The following is a 20,896-nucleotide window of genomic DNA, read 5'->3' on the forward strand; positions in this document are numbered from 1 at the left end:
CGCCCGTCCCCAACGCAAAAGGGCGGAACCTTTTGGGTTCCGCCCTTCGCATTTTCGTCCCGCTTTAGGACGCGAAGAAAAACTAGTCGTTTTCCTTCTCGGCCTTGCGCTTGAGGGCCGCACCCAGGATGTCGCCAAGCGAAGCGCCGGAGTCGGACGAGCCGAACTTCTCCATCGCTTCCTTGTCGTCCTCGATTTCGCGCGCCTTGATCGAAAGCTGGATCTTGCGGCTGGCGCGGTCGAGCTGGGTGATCTTCGCATCGACCTTTTCGCCGATCGCGTAGCGCTCGGGGCGCTGTTCGGCGCGGTCGCGGGACAGATCCGACTTGCGGATGAAGCCCGTGACGCCGTCGGCCAGCGTGAGTTCCACGCCGTTGTCCTGCACGGCCGAAACCGTGCCGGTGATGATGTCGCCCTTCTTGAAGCCTTGGGCGGCCGATTCGAACGGATCGGAGGTGAGCTGCTTGATGCCGAGCGAAATGCGCTCTTTTTCGACGTCGACGTCGAGCACCTTCACCTTCACGGTGTCGCCCTTCTTGTAGTCCTTGATGGCTTCTTCGCCGGACTTCTCCCAGTCGATGTCCGAGAGATGGACCATGCCGTCGATGTCGCCGACCAGACCCACGAACAGACCGAACTCGGTGATGTTCTTGATCTCGCCTTCCATCTCGCTGCCGGCCGTGAACTTCGTCTTGAACACGTCCCAGGGATTGTCAATGCACTGCTTGAGGCCGAGCGAAATGCGGCGCTTGGCGCTGTCGACGTCGAGCACCATCACTTCGACTTCCTGCGAGGTCGAAACGATCTTGCCCGGATGGACGTTCTTCTTCGTCCAGCTCATTTCCGAGACGTGCACGAGGCCTTCGATGCCGGCTTCCAGTTCCACGAACGCGCCGTAGTCGGTGATGTTCGTCACGCGGCCGTTGAAGCGCGCGTTGGCCGGATACTTGGCGGCGACACCTTCCCACGGATCGGCTTCGAGCTGCTTCATGCCGAGCGAGATGCGCTGGGTTTCGGCGTTGAAACGGATCACCTGCACCTTGACGTGCTGGCCGATCGTCAGCGCTTCCGACGGATGGTTGATGCGCTTCCAGGCAATGTCGGTCACGTGCAGCAGGCCGTCCACGCCGCCGAGATCGACGAACGCGCCGTAGTCGGTGATGTTCTTGACCACGCCTTCGAGGATCTGGCCTTCCTTCAGCGAGGCGACCAGTTCCGAACGCTGCTCGGCGCGCGTTTCTTCGAGAACCGCACGGCGCGAGACGACGATGTTGCCGCGGCTGCGGTCCATCTTGAGGATCTGGAAGGGCTGCGGCGTGCCCATGAGCGGGGTGATGTCGCGCACGGGGCGGATGTCGACCTGGCTGCCGGGCAGGAACGCAACCGCACCGCCGAGATCGACCGTGAAGCCGCCCTTGACGCGGCCGAAGATGATGCCGTTGACGCGGGCATTGTCCTTGAAGTTCTTGTCGAGCGCACCCCAGGCTTCTTCGCGCTTGGCCTTGTCGCGGGAGAGTGCTGCTTCGCCGTGCTTGTCTTCCATGCGTTCGACGAAAACGTCGACCGTGTCGCCGGCCTTGAGCTCGGCGGGGGCACCGGCGGTGCCGAATTCCTTGAGGGCCACGCGGCCTTCAGCCTTGAGGCCCACATCGATGATGGCGAAATCGCCTTCGATCGAAACGATGCGGCCCTTGACGACGCGGCCGTCGAACGAGCCGCTTTCGCCGAGCGATTCCTGCAGCAGGGCTGCAAAACTGTCGCTGGCTGCGCCAGCGCTGCCCGATGCGGCCGCTTCGTGGCCGGTCAGTTTGGATGCTTTCGCCATTTTAGGATCGGTTCCTTTGGGTCTTTCAGCGCCGGTCGTCCGTAAAGCGCGATGCTTTCGGCCGACGCCGGGGTCGGGGTTCGCAAGACTAGGGACCATCCCTAGCCGCGTGTTTTCGCCGCGATGATTGCCAGCGCTGCTTGGAAGGCGGCGGCGGCGTCCAGATCCGAGGTATCGAGCAGCTCGGCATCGTCGGCGGGTTTCATCGGTGCGGCAGCGCGTTCGCTGTCGCGTCGATCCCGCTCGGTCAAATCGGCGAAAACGCGCTCGTATATAGGGGTTTCGCCGCGCGCAAGCAACTCTTTGAATCGGCGCGTGGCGCGCGCCTCTGCACTCGCGGTCACAAAAATCTTCGCAACCTCGGGCCACGGGCACACGACCGTGCCCACGTCGCGCCCGTCGAGCACCGCACCGCCCGGCTGGCGCGCGAAATTGCGCTGGAATTCCAGCAGGCTGGCGCGCACCGCCGGGACTGCCGAGACGACCGAAGCATGCTTGCCCACCGCCTCGCTGCGCAGATCGGCAGCACCAAGGTCGGCATGCGCAAACTTTGCTGCTGCCGCTTCGGGCGCCAGATTCTCGCGCAAGGCCTTCGACGCAACCGCGCGATAGAGCGATCCTGTGTCGAGATGCGGCAGGCCGAAATGCGCGGCAAGCGCTTTGGCAAGCGTGCCCTTGCCGGCCGCAGCCGGGCCGTCGAGGGCGATGATCAAGCTTGCCCCACCGCGATGTCGCCGCCAAGTTCAGCCATCAGCGCAAGGAAGTTCGGAAAGCTCGTGGCGATGGCGCCGATATCGTCGACCGACACGGTCTGGCGGCTGGCAAGCCCCATCACGAGGAAGCTCATCGCGATGCGATGGTCGAGATGCGTGGCGATGGCGGGCGTGTTCGCCGCCATGCCGGGCGGAGCGCCGTCGCAGCCTTCGACAATCAGATCGTCGCCGTCGATGCGCACATCCACGCCGCATGCAGCAAGCCCGCGCGCCACGGCCGACAGCCGGTCGCTTTCCTTGACGCGCAGTTCGCCCAAGCCCCGCATGATCGTGCGGCCGCGCGCGAACGACGCCGCGACCGCCAGGATCGGATATTCGTCGATCATCGAGGGCGCCCGATCCGCCGGCACGTCGACGCCGACGAGCGAAGACGCGCGCACATGGATGTCGCCGACTTCTTCGCCGGCCGCTTCGCGGCGGTCGCCGATATCGAGCGTGGCCCCCATTTCGCGCAAGGTTTGATAGAGGCCCGTCCGCCGCACATTGAGGCCGACATTGCGCACGACCACGTCCGAGCCCGGCACGATCAACCCCGCCACGACCGGGAAGGCCGCCGACGACGGATCGCCGGGTACGTGGATCGTGCAGCCGGCAAGCTCGGGCTGGCCCGTGAGGGCGATGCGCGACACGCCGTTTTCTTCGCGCACGTCGAGCGTGGCGCCGAAATGGCGCAGCATGCGTTCGCTATGGTCGCGCGTGGGCTCCTTCTCGAGCACGATCGTCTGGCCCGGTGCGGAAAGGCCGGCAAGGAGCACCGCACTTTTGACCTGGGCCGAGGGGACGGGCAGCGCATATTCGATCGGGATGGGGCTGGCCGCACCGATCACGGTCAGCGGCAGCAACACTTTGCCGTCGGCGGCCCCGCGCGCCACGAAGCGCGCCCCCATCTGCATCAAAGGTGCGGTGATGCGGCCCATTGGGCGGCGACGCAACGATGCATCGCCCGTGAAGACCGAAACGAAATTGTGGCCCGCCACGAGCCCCATCAGCAGGCGGGCACCCGTGCCCGCATTGCCAAGATCGAGCACGTCGGCGGGCTCGATCAGGCCGCCGATCCCGCGGCCGCGCGCGCGCCAAATCCCTGTGGCTTCGTCTTTGGAAATCTTGGCGCCCATTTGGCGCATGGCCGCGGCGGTGCGCAGCACGTCTTCGCCCTCGAGCAGCCCGTGCACGACCGTTTCGCCGACAGCCAGACCGCCCAGCATCAACGCGCGGTGCGAGATCGATTTGTCGCCCGGAACCGCGACGGCACCCGACAAAGAGGCCCCGCGGCGGGCGACGGCAGGGGTCGGCTTGGATGCGGCTGACATGGGCGAAACCTCGAATTTCCGGGCGGGCGCCGGGTTTTAGCAACCAAGCCCCCCACACGGCAACACGCACGGCAACAAGGGGCCGCAGCACCAGGGGGCCGCACCCCGCCCGCTGCACCCCGGTTGACAGGGCGGGCCGGACGTGGCATGTCCCGCGCCCGTTCCAAAACGGGCGATTTTTCGGGGAGCTTCCAGGTATGTCGAAAGCCGAATGGGGTTTGAAGCGGACGTGCCAATCGTGCGGTGCGCGTTTCTACGACCTTACGAAAAGCCCGATCGAGTGCCCGAAATGCGGTGCGGAATACGATCCGGAAGTGCTGCTGAAGTCGCGTCGCGGCAAAGCGCCGGTCGCAGCGCCGAAGCCCGTCCCGGTCCCCGTCGCCGACGATGTCGACGCGATCGAGCCGGCGGTGGGCGACGAGGCCGAGGAAGAGGATGCGGTCATCGAAGACACCTCGGAACTGGGCGAGGACGAAGAAGACGTCGCCGAAGTGATCGAGAACGTGGAAGACGAGGAACGTTGACCGCCGCATCGGTTCGGCATAAATAACCGCCTGCCGCCAGCGGGACCCACCCCGCCGGCCACGAATTTCGGGGCCATAGCTCAGCTGGGAGAGCGCCGCAATGGCATTGCGGAGGTCAGCGGTTCGATCCCGCTTGGCTCCACCATATAGAACAAGGGCTTAGCTGGAAACAGCTAGGCCCTTTTTCATTTGATTCTACCACCGTTCTACCACGGCAATGGCAAGATATGGCACTTTACGGCATGGCATTGAGCCCAAAAATCTTCACTCTCGAGAGTCGGGGCGGCTCTCAGCGACCTGCAAAACGTTCATTTTATACCTTGGCGAAATTTTCTCTGCGCATACATTGATTTTTGAAGGAGATTGATTATGGCAGCCCGTGAAAATTACAGAGCTCATCAAGCCGCTGAATATCTTCAGATTTCTGCGAGTAGTTTAGCTAAGCGTCGCGTCGCGGGGTCTGGCCCCCAATTTTGCAAACTTGGGCGGATCGTCGTTTACCGGCGTGTCGATCTCGACGCTTGGTTAAACGAAAATTCCCGCGAAAGCACCTCGGAAGCGTCATAGTAGGTCCGGTCCTCGGTCGCGGAGTAGGCGGGAGCGACGCCGACGGCCCGCGCGCCCTTTTGGGAACGCCGTAGCGGACCGATGGCGGCTCGGGCGGCTACCGTCGATTCGTGGGTTAGCGTTGGTTTGCAGACGCCCCCCATAAACCTGAGGACCACCGATGACCGGTGAGATCATGAACCTTCGGCTGCTTTTGTCTATGAATCGGCGCTTAACTTTGACCACGGCATTAATATGAAGGATCCAAAGGACCTAAGCGCAGATCCGGTTGTTTAGAGGGCTCACGATTGAACGCTGAATAGCCGTCGATTATACTCCGACCAAGATCAAACGCTTTCATTCTGATGTCCCTACGCGCCCACTGAATTGAGCGCCGCTTATAATTGTTTCTCGAAGGCAGTTTTGTTAAGCCCGGCCAATTTCGCAAGATTTATCGCAATGCTCGCAGTGTCACTGCTTGATGTGCTGGTGGGACGCTGGCGCGGGTACCCCCCTCTAAGTCTGCCAACTATTTCTTCTTATTGTGAGCGCGTATGCCGATGGGGCGTGTCCCGACGGCACCACGATCTGCCGGCAAATCGCTGGGCTTCAACTTTTCAATCAATAGTTCGACCGTCGCGGGGATTCGGCGGATGCCTTGCTCCCAGTTTTTCAACGTACCTTTCGCAACGCCCAAGACCTCGGCCGCTTGCGCTTGCGTGAGATTGTTTTTGGTACGCCAGCTATAGAGCGCGTCGGGACCGAAATTTTTCATTCCCTCAAAATACGTCATTGGTGCCTCGAGTGCGAGAGAAAATCCTTTACAAAGACACCAATGGTGTCTATAATGCTTTCATCATCACGCTGCATCCCACAAATCGGAGACCGTTATGTCCGACGACATCCCCATCGCCGACCCGCTCGATTCCAAGATTTGGACGGCTGATCCCAGCCGGAGCTGGGATATCCGCCAATCGCGGCGCATCTGGAACTTTGTTTTGGCGTCTTGCCCTCTGATCGCGGCGCATCTAAGGGAACGAGGACCCAACGACATCGAGCCGGATCTGTTCGCGGATCTCGCGGTGCGCGCCTCCCGCGCCAAACTGTCGGATGATGTCGTCGGGTCGCTCTGGTTTCTGGCCGCAAGCCGAAGCCATGTCGCTGCGGCGGGGGCCCTGGTTGGCATGCTCGCCCAATCTTCAAATACCACGTCAATATCGATTGAAAGGCGACGGGCGATCCGGCATTGGCGCCGTCGTTTGGCGCGGGTCGAGGTGCTGGACGATGCAAAGCAATTGACGGCGGAGTTTTCTGCTTTGGTCAAATCTGCTGATCTGGACGAGAGACTTGCGGCCGATCGGTCTCGGCCCGAGTCCGGTCGCGAGCTGATGGTCCTGGCGCCAGCACTGGCGGCTGAGATCGAGCAGGATCGCGAGATAAAACCCTACAAGAGCCTCGGCGAAATGATGCGGCTTTGGCGACCGAAGACCTCATTCGACGTGCTCCAGAAAGTTCTGCACTTGGAGTTTCCGCATCTTGGCAGTGCTATCGATACGGTATTGGGTTCGGTTATGTCGGGGGGTGCCGATCGCGAACCGCCGGTGTTGTTGGTCGGCGCCCCCGGCCTTGGCAAGGACGCGCTGTGGCGGCGTGCATGCGAGCTTACGGGGCGGCCCTTCGTGGAATATGAGCTTGCTGGGACGGCCGATTCCCGCGCGCTCAAGGGCACCGCACGCGGCTGGTCTTCTCGGAATCCGAGCTATCCCGCCCAGGTCGCGCGGCGGCTGCAGGCGGCAAATCCCTGCGTTCTAATGACGGAATTGGACAAAGCGGGCGGGAACCCCGCGAATGGATTGATCGTCGATACCCTGCTCGCATGGCTGGAACCCGGATCGCGTGGACATTGGTTCGACGAGGGGCTGGGCGTGCCGTTGGATTTGAGCCGATTTACCTTCGGGTTCTCAGCGAACCGTATAGATCCGCTGCCGGGTCCGCTACGAAACCGGCTGCGGATCATCGCGATCAATGCGATCGCGCCGACACATGTCGATCTCTTGCTCGCCAATGTTCGTCGTCGCCACGCGACGCAACTGGGCGTTCGCGAGGGCGACGTTCCCGAGCTCGACAAGCGGGTTGTTGCGCGGCTGCGTCAGGTCGCGCGGCAAGGCGGGTTGAATCTGCGGCTGCTGGAGCGGGTCATGCGCGCCGCTTTTCCTGAGCGGTCGCAAGCCATTTTCGCAAAATTCCATTAGGGGCAGACCCCAATGACACCGCAATCAATCTCAGTCGCGGTCACTTGGCCGAGTGATGTCTATCGCGAGTTCAAGGTAACTGTAACCAATGCCGCGTCTAAACAGGAAGTACCGAGCTACATTGACGCGGCTGCGAGGGGCATTAAAGAATGCGACAGCGTTCCGCGTACGGCGATCTTGAGACCGGCGCCACGCGTTTCGGTGATCCGACTTGCCGCCGATCCGACCTGCCGGTGTCAGATCAGCCGGGTTTCGAGCCTCGCGCCAAGAGGAAATTGGTCAAGGTTCCGGTTTGCGGTGAAGTGGGTGTCGCGCCTTGTCGCTGTGTGCGATGGATATACCGCCATGCGCGACTCGGTAATTCCGATTGCGGCAACACTCGCCGCGTTTTTTTTCATCAGATAGTCTTGCTGTGACTCGGCTTCCAAGGTTGACCCCGCCATTTCTACATCTATCAAACCGATACTCCATAGAGTCTGGAGCGTTTCGGCGAAAAGAATCAACGTTAAAGCGTTCCCCTCTAGACCATCGAATCTGCGCTTAGGTCCATTGGCTTCTGCTTATTTATGCCGGGGTCAGATTTCAACGCCGGTTCACAGGCGGAAGCACTACAAAAAAATGGCTGCACTCGTCACTCAGATATCGGCCGCCAGCACCGGCGACGTTCGGCGAGATACAGCCTCTCAAACCGGTCGCCGGGATGCAGTAATCTCTCATTCGGCTTGGTTCAAAAACTCGATCAGGTCACTTGAATAACATCGTTAATGCCCCGTCAACGCGGAGGTTTCGGCATTTAGGAAACCGGCGATGCATCCGAAAAAGAAGCTAGGCCTGAAAAGTCGATTTACTAGGATGATCTGCGGTGCGAGCGACCGACGTAAATTTCGTTGTTATGATCGACGACCTCGAAACTGCGGTGGCTATTGATCCTTTGTCGTATTGCGCACCGCGGCCGTAAGCTGGACCGAAAGTCGTTGGAGACGATACGCCTGATGGCGGTCGAACGGGTTCGCGATGGCGAAGCAGCGACGCTAAATAGGCAAGTCATTGGGATTCAGCTTAGGCTCAAGCTCTGCAGACCAAGAAAATGGTACCCCAATTGCGGCTACGTTCAGATCTGGGCGTCCATATCGCTGGAACGTTTTGGGATCGGAGTGTCCCATCATTGTGAGTCGGTCGCGCAGGGACAGATTGGTATCTTTGAGCAACGAAGCAAATCGATGGCGCAATACACGCGGCGTTACGAGTTTTCCGTCCTTTCCAAATATTTCACTCATGATCGCGGTGACCCTGTCATAGGCCTTCTTTGGCGACTTGACCCGCACAACCCGTAGGCCCTCCGGACCGGTCGCCTGCAAAAGCGCTCTAGTCCATGGCGCATCAGCCTTTACGGTAATACGGCGAACGCCAAGGCCAACATCTTTTTCTTTGCGGACCTTGACTGGCCGCAACTCGATTTCAACCAAATTGCAGCCTGGTGATCGGATGCTAACACCAAGAGCGATTTCTTCTGGGCGTGCGCCTGCCGCAAGCATAATACAGATTGGCAAATACCAAATGCCGTGCGTGCGAGCGGCCTCCTCTAATTTGAATTCCCAATTTGGCGGAAGTCTTTTTAGACGTTCCCAGTATCGCTTTCGAGCGGGTGCCTTTTTGTAAGATGGTTGGGCAGACGTATCAAAAAGCGTTTTAGTAGCCCAAACGCAAAATTCGAGTGCCTGCAGCGCATATTGCCGCTCCCCATCATCTGACTTGCAGCAAATGTTGTTCCAATAATCCAAGGCGCTAAAAATCGCGCATTCGAGCCAGATGAGGCATGCCGTATGAACTTTCTTTCGATGCCCACCTGAAAATCTTCGGAGGTCGAATCCGTCGGTTCTTGAGCACTCCGCCTTATAAATTTTTTGGTAGGCGCGTTCTGTTTGCGCTGTTCGCACTGCATCAATTCGCGATCGCCATTTTTCGCCGATAATATTTTGCGTTTGCGTCAAATGATCGATTGCGATTTGTATTCTTTCGAATTCTTGGTCTATCAGTTCGCCGTGTCGCTTTTCGCTTAAGAAAGAATGGTACTCTTCTGGCTCAAGCGCGTCGGCCGCGAATTCATATTCGAAGTATCGTCTTTCCTCGCCCCCCTCCCTTATTCTTCCCGGGGGAAGATAAGAGGGGGAAGATGATGTTGGAGATAGTGTAGGCACTTGGGCATGCGCCCGGGTTGAGCCCACCGAAGCGAGACCGCTAGATGCGGCGAGAAGCGATGATCCTATTTTATCGGTATTGAACATGGTGGCTCCTTTCCTCGGCGACAGAAACAGCGCCGTGTTAGAGACAACATATTAGTTTTGATCGGAATGGGCGCTTATACCGCTTTTTTTCGTACTACCGGCATTCACTTTTTTTCAAAAGCCCGGGCTCCAGGTCGGCATCTACGGCATCAGATAAATGGCCGCCAGACCATTAAGTCACTAAAATCTTTATAATTAACACGGCAGCAGCTAGCCGGACGGCGTCGCGGATCGTCGTATATGCCTCGGAGCCTGCAATCTCCCCGTTGCCAAGATTGATGAGACCACCGTCTTGTATCCCGATGATCGTGTCCCCATCGGATCTGGTCATTCCAAGAAGTGTCTTGATGCCGGACGCGGTCGGCGTGTTATCGATATTGGCGACACACTGCACGTCATTGCTTTAGCCAGAATTAAGGGATCCCAATATTTACATTATAAATGTGTAAATTTTAGTATCTTTGTCGGCCCCGCCTCTAAATCGTGTCTCTTACATGTCCTTCGAAAATGTTGATTTCGCCGTCCAGTTTGAGTGACCTGACTGAAGTACTCCACTGGATCTGTAGAAATCGGCAAATTCGAACACTTGTTGTCTGTGCTATTTTGCCAGAAGACCCGCAACGGCATCACTTGATTAAGGTTGGACGGAGATCGAGGTGCGCATGTTACGAATTTCTTGTGGCGTTAGACTTCACGAACTAGGAACCAGACGAGCTCCAACACAGACATGTCGACAGTCCATCAGCCGCCAGCACCGCGCGCCGTTGCCAACCCTGCAAGATGATGCAGAACTTCGTCAGCTTTCATGACGTCGGCGTACTTGTGATGCAGATCGAAAAGGTTGATCTTGTGGATCAGATCCGAGCGATCGAAGGTGCATTCTTCGACGACCGAAATGTGATATCCGCCCGAATAGCCATCAATACAAGTTGCTCTGACGCAGCCTGAAGTGCTCTCGCCGCACACGATTAGGCTGCGCACCCCAAGCATCGTAAGGTGCGATCCCAGAGGTGTTCCGGCGAACGCCGAGGCGCGCTGTTTGACGATGACGACATCTTCCGGGGCCGGCGACAGTTCGGGATGGATTTCGTAGTCGTCAGGCGATGAAGTCATCCGCTGCCGACGTGTCGGTTCGACCCCGCCTGGCTTGCTTAGTGGACGCGCATCCGACGTGCTGTAGAAAATGGGGATGCTTGCGCGTCGGGCTACCGCAAGGAGCCTCTTTGTTGGGTCCAGCGCATTCCAGGCGTTGATTCCGCACGAACTGGGCCACTGCGCCTGAACGTCGACTGGCGGCTTGCGGCCGCCACGATATGCCGAGTTATAGAGATCGACGGCGATGATGGCAGGGCTCGGCCCGACGAACGTGCGACGGGCGTAGGCACTGTAGATCGTGAGCGTGTCGCGATCGACCACGTCTTTCCAGCAGTGGTCTTCAAACGCTTCGATTTCTGCCATGGTTCAAGGCTCCTGATCTGTGAATTGGGTGGCGATGCGCGATGCGCCCGCAATCAGTTTTTGGCGCCGAGACCCGCCCGGAACTCAGGATGAGCCACCGGCTTCCTAGTCGATGTATCCGGCCTGCTATCGCCTGCCTCGATGAAGGTGACCGCAATTGCGGCCACGAAGCACAGCAGTCCGGAAATCACGAAGGCAGAAAAGTAGTCGCTATATGTCACTCGGATCAGCGCTGCAAAGGCAGCCGCCGAGGCCCCTCCCAACTGGTGGCACACGAACACCCAGCCGAATACCAGCGGTGCGCGCTCGCGGCCAAACGTATTGGCCAATATGCGGACGGTCGGTGAAACGGTCGCGAACCAACCCAGACCGAAAAATGCAGCAAATATCGACATGGTATAGATATCGTCAAACGAGAACGGCAGATAGAGAAGCGATACCCCTCTGACGCCGTAATAGATCGCCAACAGGCTGCGATTGTCGAACTTGTCCGAAAGCCAGCCCGACAGGGAAGTGCCAAAGAAATTGAACATACCCATCGTTGCGAGAAGCGCCGCTCCGGTGATCTCTGAATATCCGTGATCGACGCAGGCAGGAATCAGGTGCGTCCCGAGCAATCCGTTCGTCGATGCGCCGCAGACAAAAAATGTCCCACTGATCAACCAAAAATTTCGGTTTGAACTTGCATTGCGAAGCGCCAGAAATGCGAGTGCGAAAGGATTTTCATGTCGGCTGGAGATCGGCTCGATCGGTTGCGTCTCGCCGTAAGGCAACATGCCCACGTCGGATGGCCGATCTCGGAAGAAAATCACGACGAGCGGCAGCAGCGTGCAAAGTACGCCAACGATGCAAACAAGCGTGATACGCCATCCGTAGGCAGAATTGACGCTAGCCATCGCGGGCAGGAAAATCAGTTGGCCTGTCGCGGCAGCCCCCGAGAATATCCCGATGACTAGGCCTCGTTTCGTCGTGAACCATCTGGACGCGACCGTTGCGGCGAGAACCGTCGCCAGAAAGCCGGTACCCGTTCCGACGAGAACGCCCCACACGACGATCAACTGCCAGACGTGCTCCATGAAGGCTGTCGCTGCGATTGCCCCGGCGAGGACGAGAAGCGCGACGAGGATGCATCGCCGAACGCCATATCGTTCCATGATCGCGACCGCAAACGGCGCAATGAGCCCATAGAGCAGGAGATTCAAAGATACGGCGAAGCTGATCGTCGCCCGAGACCATCCGAATTCCTGCTCAAGCGGCAGTATCAGGACACCGGGCGTTGCCCGTATTCCGGCACCGGCCAAGAGGACGAGGCTTGTCACGCCGACGATGATCCAGCAATAGTCGATCGGCAGTTTTCTCATGATTTCGTGGTTCTTCTTCGTCCAGAATTTGAAGCGAACAGATCCTGCCGCTGAGCGAAATCCGTCTAGTATGGCTTCTCGCCCAGCAGCGTCAGTCGACGAAGCAGTCTGCGCTCGCTTGAGTCAAAATCCGTTCTAGCATGCAGGCAGGACCGATTGTCCCAGAACATCAGATCGCCGACGGTCCATACGTGCTCGTAAACATAACTTTGCTGCTCTTGATGCGCGAAAAGCTCGTTCAAGATGGCATCACTTTCATCTCTCGGCATTCCGACGATGTACTGGGTCAGTAGCCTGTTTACATAGAGCGCCTTTCGGCCCGTCGGAGGGTGTGTCCGGAAAATCGGATGAATGAAACTTCTGGGTCCGAGGTTCGCCGACGACGGTCGAAGCGTACTGACCGTGTCGTAGCTATGCATCGCTGACTTTCCAGACAGCGCGGCCTTAAGGTGTGTCGGCAGGTCGTCGTACGCCTGAAGCGCATTGGCGAAGAGGGTGTTCCCGCCTTTCGACGGAATCTCCAACGCATAGAGCATCGTTCCGGTCGCTGGCTTTTCGATATAGGTCTGATCCGAGTGGAAGTGCATTTCGCCGTCGGGTAGGGAGCCGATCAACTTCCCGTCTTCCCGAATGTTCGAGATCAGCATGATCGCGGGATTCGATTTCGCTGCACGCTCGGCGTTTGCCGTTTTTGCAAGCGGTCCGAAACGTTCTGCAAATCGTATCTGCGCGTTTTCGCCGATCTTTTGACCCCGGAACAGGATCACACAGTGCCTTTCCCACTCCTGCCGAATACGGGAAAATTGGTTTTCGGTGAGGTCTTCCGAAAGGTCGAAACCAACCGCTTCAGTGCCGATAGCTTCCGAAAGGGGCCTAAACTCAAGCGCCATGGAGTTGTCTCCCATGATCCGTTTCCGACAAAGATAGACTGGAGAAACTTGTAGGAAGGTCGACTCGCATTCGATCAACGGCGATCTTCAAGGCTTGCGCAAATGGCACCTCGCTCAGATTGCACAAATCGGGTGGGGTAGATTGGGAGAAATCCCCAAATGAATAAGCACCAGCCATAGAAGTACGCATAGGAGTGCTGTATTTAAGAGGTCTAGCGCAAAGACAGATACATTGGACTTCAAGCGAGCGTAGATCAGCATGTCTGATTACCTCAGCTAGGAGATTCAGCCGAATTGCGGCCCGGAGATCTTCAATAGTCTACGGACGCGTTGAGCACGACGCACCGACATCGCTACCTTACCTTCGCAAGGGTATTCTCGCCCAGAGAGCCGAGAGCGCTTACGCGGTTGTTCTTTTTCAACCAATCGAGAAGATCCCTAAGCTGCCGATCCCGCTCTCGAACGCGCTGGTCGTTGTTCTCGTCCCAGCGATACCATCCAGCTCCCGCCGATGCGCCGATCTGGCCGCTGTCGGCCAGATTCTTCAGGATAGCCGGCGGCGCGAAGTGGGCGTTGCCGGTTGCCTTGTAGATGTAGTCCATGACGGCCACGATGGTTTTCTTGCTGGTCGAAAGATCCTCCTGCATCATCGGACCCCATAGTGCCAGCCTAGGACCGATGCTAAGTCGCACGGCCATATCGATGTCGTGGGCAGTCGATACGCCCTCTTCAAGGATTTTTTGAACTTCCGCTTTCAGCGCATACTGGATTCGATTGATTATGAATCCGGGGCACTCGCGACAAACGATCCCCACGTGATCGATGGTTTCGAGAAAGCTCTGGGCCCGCACGACGAACTCGGGTGCCGTGAAGTCGGCCGTGATGATCTCGACAGCCTGGATCAAATGCGCCGGCGCGACGTAATGGATGCCGATCACCCGCCGCCGCCCCGGAACATCCACACAGATCTCGCTGAGCAGGAATGAAGACGTATTCGTGGCCAGCATTACGTCTCCGGCACACATTTCGTCGAGCTGCCGGAAGAGCGCACGCTTCGCTTCGAGATCCTCGTGGATGATTTCATGAACGAGGGTTGCGCCCTGGACGCAGCTCTCGAGAGAATCGTGAAGCTTTATCCGGTCGAGTATCTCGTCCTGCGCTTCCTTGGACTCCGCGAGATTCCCGAGGATGGGGCGCACCCGATCAGCAAACCCGTCAAGGCTCTTCCGGTTCTGATCGTAGAGGCCGACTCGGTGCCCGCGGGCAGCACACAATGCGGCGATGACCGTCCCCATAAGTCCTGCGCCGACGATTGCGATCGAGCCATTCATGGTCATCCTTCTTTCCTTTACCCATTTCCCGAAAACGGCCCGGCTATTGGACGGTCAATTCGAAGAAGTGTACCAAAAATCACTCTAGTGTCCAATTTTGGAACACTACATACTTGGATACTCAGTGATTATCTTCATGATCGAAGCCATTTCCAGGCATCGCCAGCATGCACACCCTCGCTTGTTCGCCGTAGGCGCCCATAGGACAGTCTGAGCAGTTTGCGAACCGGAGTGCTTTCGGCTCATCGTCATCGTGAATGGGACGAGGATGAGACCGATGTAACAGACCCCGCCGAACGACACAGCCCAGCGCGACGAGCTGCTCGATGGCGAGATCTTCTACAGCCAGGCCGAAGCCAAAGTGCTGATCGAGGGTTGGGGGCGGCACTACAGCACGATCCGCCCGCACAGCAGCCTTGGCCATCAACCGCCAGCCCCGGAAACCGCAACGCCACCATCGCCGCCTTCCGGTTCCGCTTCGCTCCACCTACTGCCGGCAATGGTGAAGGAGGCCACAATGCACTAACAGTTTATCCGGACCACTCGATGGGGGGCGACCGCCATAGTGTACCAAAATTTGTCCTAGAGTCTATTTTTGGAACACACTACATTCGTTCTCTTAGACGTTTTTTTATCAGCGGTTCCGCGATTGGATGCCTCGCAGATGCACACGCTCACCTTAAGCCTCGCTTGCGGCGACTATGACCGCACTCGTGCAGTATTTGATGGCCGTGCTCCCATCGATGGCTGCACAATCATCCCGCTCGCAATGCCGCCCGAAGAAGCGTTTCCGCGGGCACTGCGGCATCAGTCCTTCGATATCAGCGAACTATCGATGGCGAGCCATATGACCCAAGTTGACCGGGGCACGAACGCCTACATTGCGGTGCCGGTCTTCCCGTCGCGTTTGTTCCGCCACTCCTCGATCTACGTGCGGCGCGATCGGGGGATCGCACACCCCTCTGATCTCAAGGGCCGCCTCGTAGGCGTGCCAGAGTACCAGATTACAGCAGCCGTCTGGGTGCGTGGCATTCTTCAGGATGAGTACGGCGTCCTACCTGCCGATTTGCGTTGGCGTACGGGAGGGGTCGAACAGGCAGGGCGAACGCCGAGCGTCACACTAAAGCTCCCAGGAAACGTCGATGTATCAGCCATTCCAGATCACGATACGCTGTCGGCCCAACTGGATCGGGGCGATATCGACGCGCTTGTATCTGCGATGCCGCCCTCGTGCATGAAGACAAATCGTGAGGTTGGACGTCTCTTTCCGGACTACAAGGCCGTCGAGTCCGAATACTTCGCGAAGACCGGCATCTTCCCGACCATGCATTTGGTCGGGATTCGAAAGCGGCTGGTCGAGGAGCATCCATGGTTGCCCTTCAATGTGTATCGCGCATTTGCAAGAGCGAAAGAACTTTGCTACGCGCGGCTCGAAACGCTCGGACATCTCTATACGACCTTGCCTTGGCCGGTTGCTGAGCTTGAGCAAACACGTGCACTTCTCGGGCAAGATTTCTGGCGCTACGGCGTCGACGAAAACCGAAAAGAGATCGACGCGCTGGCTAGATACCTCCATGAACAAGGCCTTACTGCGCGCCGCTTGACGGCAGAAGACGTGTTCCATCCGTCTACTTTTTCGATCCCAAAGCTCTGATGCCTAAGCTCGTCGGCCAGTCGGTTCCCCGAATCGAAGATCCGCCGCTTCTGCGCGGTACAGCCCGCTTCGTCGACGACGTCAATCTTCCAGGGATGTTGGCAATTGCATTTGTGCGAAGCCCGCATTCGCATGCTTCGATCGGCCGTATCGACACGCAGGCGGCACGTGCTTTACCAGGCGTTCGTGCTGTCTTCACGATGGAAGACCTTCGGCACCACCTAACCGCGGACAGATTGGTCGTCGCCCTGCCGAGCGCGGCCTATCTGCTTGAGGTGCATCGCCCAATTCTCGCCGACCGGGAAGTCGCCTATGTCGGCGAAGCAGTCGCCGTCGTCGTTGCGGAAAGCCGCAACGTCGCCGAGGACGCCGCAGCTCTGGTGGATATTGAATACGAACCGCTGGCAGCAGTAGCTGACTGCCGCGCTGCACTTCGCGAAAACGCACCGAGAGTGCATAGCGCACACCCCCACAATATTGCCGCCCGCTTTACTCTGGGGTTCGGCGACATCGACCGTGCATTCGAAGATGCCCACCATGTATTCAGCGAGTCTCTTTGGCAGCATCGTGGTGCAGCACATCCTCTCGAGTGTCGCGGGGTGGTCGCAATACACGACCCGCAGAGCGACGTCCTTACGGTCTGGTCGTCGACTCAAACGCCGCACACCGCACTCGCACAGATCTGCGATTTGCTCGGACGCACGGAAAATCAGGTGCGCGTGATTACCCCAGATGTCGGCGGCGGTTTCGGACCAAAGCTCGTTTTCTACCCTGAAGACCTCATTGTGCCGCTAGTCGCACTTCGCCTCGCCGCGCCGGTGAAATGGATCGAAGACCGCCAGGAACATTTCATCGCAACGACACAAGAGCGCGACCAGTTTTGGGACGTGGAAATCGCGGTCACACGCGACGCACGAATACTCGGCGTACGCGGAAGGGTCGTCCATGACCACGGCGCCTATACGGCCCGCGGCTTGACTGTTGTCCAGGGAGCAATGTCCGCGCTTCCTCTCGCGTACGATATTCCGGCATATCAGATCGAAGGTCTGGCAGTGCTTACGAATCTGGTTCCAGTCACGCCGGTGCGCGGGGCCGGCCAGCCGCAAGGCGTCTTTGCGATGGAACGATTGCTCGATCGGGTCGCAAATGAACTTGGACTTGATCGCATGGAAGTTCGTCGACGCAATCTCGTGCGTAGAGAACAGATGCCATTCACGAGGCCGTTTGCAACACGGGGCGGAATCCCAATTTCGCTTGATTCCGGCGACTACCCAGCCACTATGTCGGCGGCGGCTGAAAAAGCCGACTGGGTCGGTTTCAAGGCGCGCCAAAAGCTGGCGTTGCAAGCCGGACGCCATATCGGCATTGGTCTTGCCAACTATGTCGAGGGAACAGGGCGCGGCCCTTACGAGTCGGTTTCAGTGCGCATTGACCGCAGCGGGAAAGTTCTTGTCGCCACCGGTGCGGTAGCTATGGGTCAAAGCACCAAAACGATGCTGGCACAAATCGTCGCCGACGAACTCGGCGGCGACATGTCGAACATCATCGTCACTGCCGGCGACACAAGCGCCATCGCCCAAGGGTTCGGCGGGTTCAACAGTCGACAGGCTGTTACGGCAGGATCGTCGGCGCTCATCGCCGCCTGCAAGCTGCGGGATCGCATTTTGGACCTAACCGCCAAGGTTCTTGAAGTCGCGCGCAGCGACCTTGCGATCCAGGGGCGCACCGTCCGAATTGTGGGAACGGACCGAAGTTTGGATTTCGCTGATTTGGTCAAGAAGGTCGTTGGGCTGCCTGGATACCGCATGCTCGACGCGCACGGCCCGGAACTTGCCGTAACCGAGCACGTCCAGATCGATCCAATGGCCTACGCGAACGGATGCGCTGTGGTTGAAGTCGAGGTCGACCCCGAAATCGGCCGTGTCGATATCCGGCGCGTCACCTTCGCGCACGACTGCGGGCGAATGATCAATCCAAAAATCGTCGATGGACAGGTAATAGGCGGTATCGTGCACGGCATCGGCAATACCTTGTTCGAGTGGATGCGTTACGGTGCAGACGGCCAGCCACTCACGACCACGCTTGCGGACTACATGCTGCCAACCGCAACCGAAATTCCGCCCATCGATCTTCTCCACCTAAGCAGCCCAACGCCGCTCAATCCGCTCGGCATTAAGGGTGTCGGCGAAGCCGGCGTCATTCCAATGAGCGCTGCCATCGTCGCCGCGATCGAAGATGCACTTTCCCCTTTGGGGGTACATCTTTCGGGCAGCCCGATAACACCGAACAACCTCCTCGCTGCCATTCACGGTTCAGCGCAGAATTGGGATGCGGAGCCAGCGACGCAGTAGTTAGCGCGATGGATGAATCAGAAGCCTTGCGTGCCGCGGAGAACTTCGCTGCTGATATTGAGCACTAAGTCGTCGATGGCAGGCTGCTCGCGGATCAGCCCCTGCTCCCAACAATAGCGGACAAGCGTCTTCAGGTTCTCGCGATTACGTGGCGTTAACCCGTACTCCCAAGGGTCCTGCCCCATCAGTTCCACTTGCTCTTCCCAGGCGCTCGTCCCCCAGGCTAGAGGCGCCACGCGTGGATTGCGAAAGCGCTCGTAACCCAGACGTTTGGACTCATTGAACGCAAAAGCAACGTTCGGCGCAATCCAGGGGTTCTTCTTGACCAAGTCCTCACGGATCAAGACCAAATGCATGATCGGAAAAATCCCAGTGCGTTTGAAATAGTCTTCTTCTGCGGATTTGAAGTCAGGGATCAAGCGCCGGATGTTCTTGTTGCCGGCAAGAAACGAGGGCGGATAACCGGGCGAGATCAGAGCGTCGATCTCTCCGGTCACAAGCATTCGGTCCAAGGACCCCGGTGATGCACGTTCGATCCGGAGCCCTGCCTGAGGCGTAAACGGAATGTCTTCGTCTCGGTCAGTGAGCCAAGTGATGTCCTGGTGCGGAACGCCGTACTCGTCGCCGAGAATACCGCGTACCCAGACCGCAGCGGCTGGTTGGAAGCCGCTCTCCACGCCAACTCTGCGCCCCGCCAATTCCGACGGCTTTTCGATTCCTTTGTTCGGATTCACGAAAATGAAACCATGCCGAAAGCGGCGATGCGGAAATACAGGGAGCGCCACGTAGGGATGGCCCCTTTCACGGGCCATGAAGTAGGCGCACGCGTTCAACTCGCCAATATCGCATTCCGCATTTCGCGCCAGCCGCCATTGCCGATCCCGCGCGGTCGACGCCGCGAGCACCGTCAGATCCAAACCTTCCGGTCGAACGACACCGTCAATGAGCGGTCGCGTGATCTCGTAGTCGCCACAGCTCAAAGACACTTGAATGTTTTTCGGCATCTGAATCCCGACTAGATGGGGTTTTTTGTGACATTCCCGTCTTTATGCACATACCACCGTTCGCTTGTGATCGGCTTACCCGCCAATCTGGCGGCCATCCAATCCGCAATCAAAGTGGTCGGATAGGGCCCGAGATTCGCAGACGGAACGAAGCCGACTGCATGGCGGGATTCCTGATAGACGACGAACTGACGGGGACACGTCATTGTTGCAAGCATTCGGTCCGCGTTTTCCAAGGGGCACAGCTCTTCATGTTCACCAGCCAGAGCGATATAAGGCACTCGGATTTTGTCTGCATACCCTTCCCACGTCAGGCTGCGTCGGAAATCATCGAATTTTGCCTCGTCTGTATAGCCCGAGATGTACATAAGCCGACGTTTGTAAGTCGGCGAAGCCGCTTCGACCATTGTCTTCTGCCCGGGCTCGAAGCAAATAGACGAGACGGCACATGCACGCAGACGCGGTTCGTTCGCCGTAACAGCCGTAACGATCAAGGAACCGAGACTGTTGCCGAATATCCCGATTTTGTCTTTGTCGATCTCCGGTCTCGCAATCGCCCAATCGACAAGCTTCGGCGCCAGTTCAATGAAGCCTTGTAGCGAGAACTTGTGGCCAAGAATTCGCGACTCCGACTGTCCCGGACCATCGACCACAAGAACGGCCATACCACGCGAAAGCCAGCGATCGTTCGACAGCGACACGAATATCTCTTTGAATGTGTCCAACCCCGGGAACGATACCACTAGCGGAATCTTGCCGCCGGTATATCCAGGCGGAAGGTGGAACCAAGCTGGTATTTTGCTTTGACCGAACGGGATCCAGACTTCTTCGACCTTGTGATCGGCAAGGCGCGCGTAAGCCGTATAGCAGTCGCGTTTGTTCTTGTTGCAGTTCGCGTTGATCGCGTTGACTGTATTGTGCGGCCACTGCGCAGCACCCCATTGAATGGCAGCAATGAAATAGTTGTCGCGGGCGGTCACGAGATTGCCGGCGTCTTCGGCAGCGATCGCTTTGGCCTGGCGACGGCGGGCCGCCGCCTCGAATGATGGTCCAATATCCGCAAACTTCTTTACGCCTTGGCGAATTGTCGCAAAGTCGGGATTTGATTCAATGCCGCAGGCTCCGTTAAAATAAAGCGATCGAGGTTGGTCCCAATCGATGCCGACGGATGCGATAACATTGTCTAAGAGCCAGCGTTGATCCACCCATCGGCGGGAGCTCGGCGCTTCGACATTTGGATCGATCTGAATTTCGTTCGACATAATTCACCTTCCTGATTGCTCAATCTGAGACTGAAGTCTGAGGCGAACCAACCACTGGCCGCCAAGCGGA

17 protein-coding genes, 1 tRNA gene and 1 pseudogene are annotated in these 20,896 nt (G+C 58.1%); 7 read left to right on the plus strand and 12 right to left on the minus strand.

From position 1 onward, the window contains the following. Positions 1 to 82: 82 nt before the first annotated feature. From rpsA to aroA, 3 genes are all read right to left on the minus strand, one after another. On the minus strand, positions 83 to 1,825 hold the full coding sequence (rpsA, locus tag O9320_05440; GenBank protein ID MCZ8310275.1) for a 30S ribosomal protein S1: 1,743 nt from the start codon (positions 1,823 to 1,825) through the stop codon (positions 83 to 85). 101 nt (positions 1,826 to 1,926) lie between these two features. Next, entirely contained in the window at positions 1,927 to 2,538 is a 612-nt protein-coding gene (locus tag O9320_05445) for a d(CMP) kinase (protein ID MCZ8310276.1), read from the minus strand. Beyond that, positions 2,535 to 3,908 carry a 3-phosphoshikimate 1-carboxyvinyltransferase gene (aroA, locus tag O9320_05450; GenBank protein MCZ8310277.1) on the minus strand — a complete coding sequence of 458 codons (1,374 nt, stop codon included), beginning with the start codon at positions 3,906 to 3,908 and terminating at the stop codon, positions 2,535 to 2,537. Before aroA ends, O9320_05445 begins: the two co-directional genes overlap by 4 nt. 197 nt (positions 3,909 to 4,105) lie before the next feature. On the opposite strand from aroA, the gene O9320_05455 reads away from it, so the two are divergent. From O9320_05455 to O9320_05465, 3 genes are all read left to right on the plus strand, one after another. Further along, on the plus strand, positions 4,106 to 4,432 hold the full coding sequence (locus O9320_05455; protein MCZ8310278.1) for a TIGR02300 family protein: 327 nt from the start codon (positions 4,106 to 4,108) through the stop codon (positions 4,430 to 4,432). 69 nt (positions 4,433 to 4,501) lie between these two features. Then, positions 4,502 to 4,577 (plus strand) — tRNA-Ala (locus O9320_05460). Positions 4,578 to 4,801: 224 nt separating this feature from the next. Next, positions 4,802 to 4,999: a helix-turn-helix domain-containing protein gene (locus O9320_05465; protein MCZ8310279.1), complete on the plus strand. Its 198-nt coding sequence runs from the start codon at positions 4,802 to 4,804 to the stop codon at positions 4,997 to 4,999. Positions 5,000 to 5,507: 508 nt separating this feature from the next. Here O9320_05465 and O9320_05470 read toward each other — a convergent pair. Beyond that, on the minus strand, positions 5,508 to 5,771 hold the full coding sequence (locus O9320_05470; protein MCZ8310280.1) for a helix-turn-helix transcriptional regulator: 264 nt from the start codon (positions 5,769 to 5,771) through the stop codon (positions 5,508 to 5,510). 97 nt (positions 5,772 to 5,868) lie between these two features. On the opposite strand from O9320_05470, the gene O9320_05475 reads away from it, so the two are divergent. After that, a complete protein-coding gene (locus O9320_05475; protein MCZ8310281.1) occupies positions 5,869 to 7,230 on the plus strand; it encodes an AAA family ATPase in 1,362 nt (453 codons plus the stop codon). A 236-nt stretch (positions 7,231 to 7,466) separates the two neighbouring features. Here the strand turns inward: O9320_05475 and O9320_05480 are convergent, their stop codons facing one another. The 6 genes from O9320_05480 to O9320_05505 all read right to left on the minus strand — a co-directional run bounded on the left by O9320_05480 (position 7,467) and on the right by O9320_05505 (position 14,555). Next, positions 7,467 to 7,733 (minus strand): hypothetical protein, encoded by a 267-nt coding sequence (locus tag O9320_05480; protein ID MCZ8310282.1) that lies wholly within the window; start codon positions 7,731 to 7,733, stop codon positions 7,467 to 7,469. A 528-nt stretch (positions 7,734 to 8,261) separates the two neighbouring features. Further along, positions 8,262 to 9,515, minus strand: a complete 1,254-nt coding sequence (locus tag O9320_05485) for a site-specific integrase (protein MCZ8310283.1) — start codon at positions 9,513 to 9,515, stop codon at positions 8,262 to 8,264. A 741-nt stretch (positions 9,516 to 10,256) separates the two neighbouring features. Continuing rightward, the gene (locus O9320_05490) at positions 10,257 to 10,973 is read right to left on the minus strand and encodes an isochorismatase family protein (GenBank protein ID MCZ8310284.1); all 717 of its coding nucleotides are present in this window, start codon (positions 10,971 to 10,973) and stop codon (positions 10,257 to 10,259) included. A gap of 53 nt (positions 10,974 to 11,026) precedes the next feature. Next, the gene (locus O9320_05495; protein MCZ8310285.1) at positions 11,027 to 12,334 is read right to left on the minus strand and encodes an MFS transporter; all 1,308 of its coding nucleotides are present in this window, start codon (positions 12,332 to 12,334) and stop codon (positions 11,027 to 11,029) included. Between the two features lie 65 nt (positions 12,335 to 12,399). Beyond that, positions 12,400 to 13,239, minus strand: coding sequence for a TauD/TfdA family dioxygenase (locus O9320_05500; protein ID MCZ8310286.1), 840 nt, complete (start codon positions 13,237 to 13,239; stop codon positions 12,400 to 12,402). A 338-nt stretch (positions 13,240 to 13,577) separates the two neighbouring features. After that, entirely contained in the window at positions 13,578 to 14,555 is a 978-nt protein-coding gene (locus tag O9320_05505; protein MCZ8310287.1) for a 3-hydroxyacyl-CoA dehydrogenase NAD-binding domain-containing protein, read from the minus strand. A 310-nt stretch (positions 14,556 to 14,865) separates the two neighbouring features. Here O9320_05505 and O9320_05510 point away from each other — a divergent pair. The 3 genes and pseudogenes from O9320_05510 (at position 14,866) to O9320_05520 (ending at position 18,560) form a co-directional block, all read left to right on the plus strand. Further along, positions 14,866 to 15,081, plus strand: a pseudogene (locus tag O9320_05510) (integrase core domain-containing protein). 138 nt (positions 15,082 to 15,219) lie between these two features. Further along, the gene (locus tag O9320_05515) at positions 15,220 to 16,209 is read left to right on the plus strand and encodes an ABC transporter substrate-binding protein (protein ID MCZ8310288.1); all 990 of its coding nucleotides are present in this window, start codon (positions 15,220 to 15,222) and stop codon (positions 16,207 to 16,209) included. Then, the gene (locus tag O9320_05520; protein ID MCZ8310289.1) at positions 16,209 to 18,560 is read left to right on the plus strand and encodes a xanthine dehydrogenase family protein molybdopterin-binding subunit; all 2,352 of its coding nucleotides are present in this window, start codon (positions 16,209 to 16,211) and stop codon (positions 18,558 to 18,560) included. The genes O9320_05515 and O9320_05520 overlap by 1 nt, the downstream gene beginning before the upstream one ends. Positions 18,561 to 18,577: 17 nt before the next feature. Here O9320_05520 and O9320_05525 read toward each other — a convergent pair whose 3' ends face one another. Both O9320_05525 and O9320_05530 read right to left on the minus strand, forming a co-directional pair. Next, a complete protein-coding gene (locus tag O9320_05525; GenBank protein ID MCZ8310290.1) occupies positions 18,578 to 19,564 on the minus strand; it encodes a hypothetical protein in 987 nt (328 codons plus the stop codon). 11 nt (positions 19,565 to 19,575) lie between these two features. Then, complete coding sequence (locus O9320_05530; GenBank protein MCZ8310291.1) at positions 19,576 to 20,826, minus strand: alpha/beta hydrolase; 1,251 nt, start codon at positions 20,824 to 20,826, stop codon at positions 19,576 to 19,578. Positions 20,827 to 20,896 lie beyond the last annotated feature (70 nt).

The organism is Magnetospirillum sp. (genome assembly GCA_027532905.1).
Lineage (GTDB): Bacteria > Pseudomonadota > Alphaproteobacteria > CACIAM-22H2 > CACIAM-22H2 > Tagaea.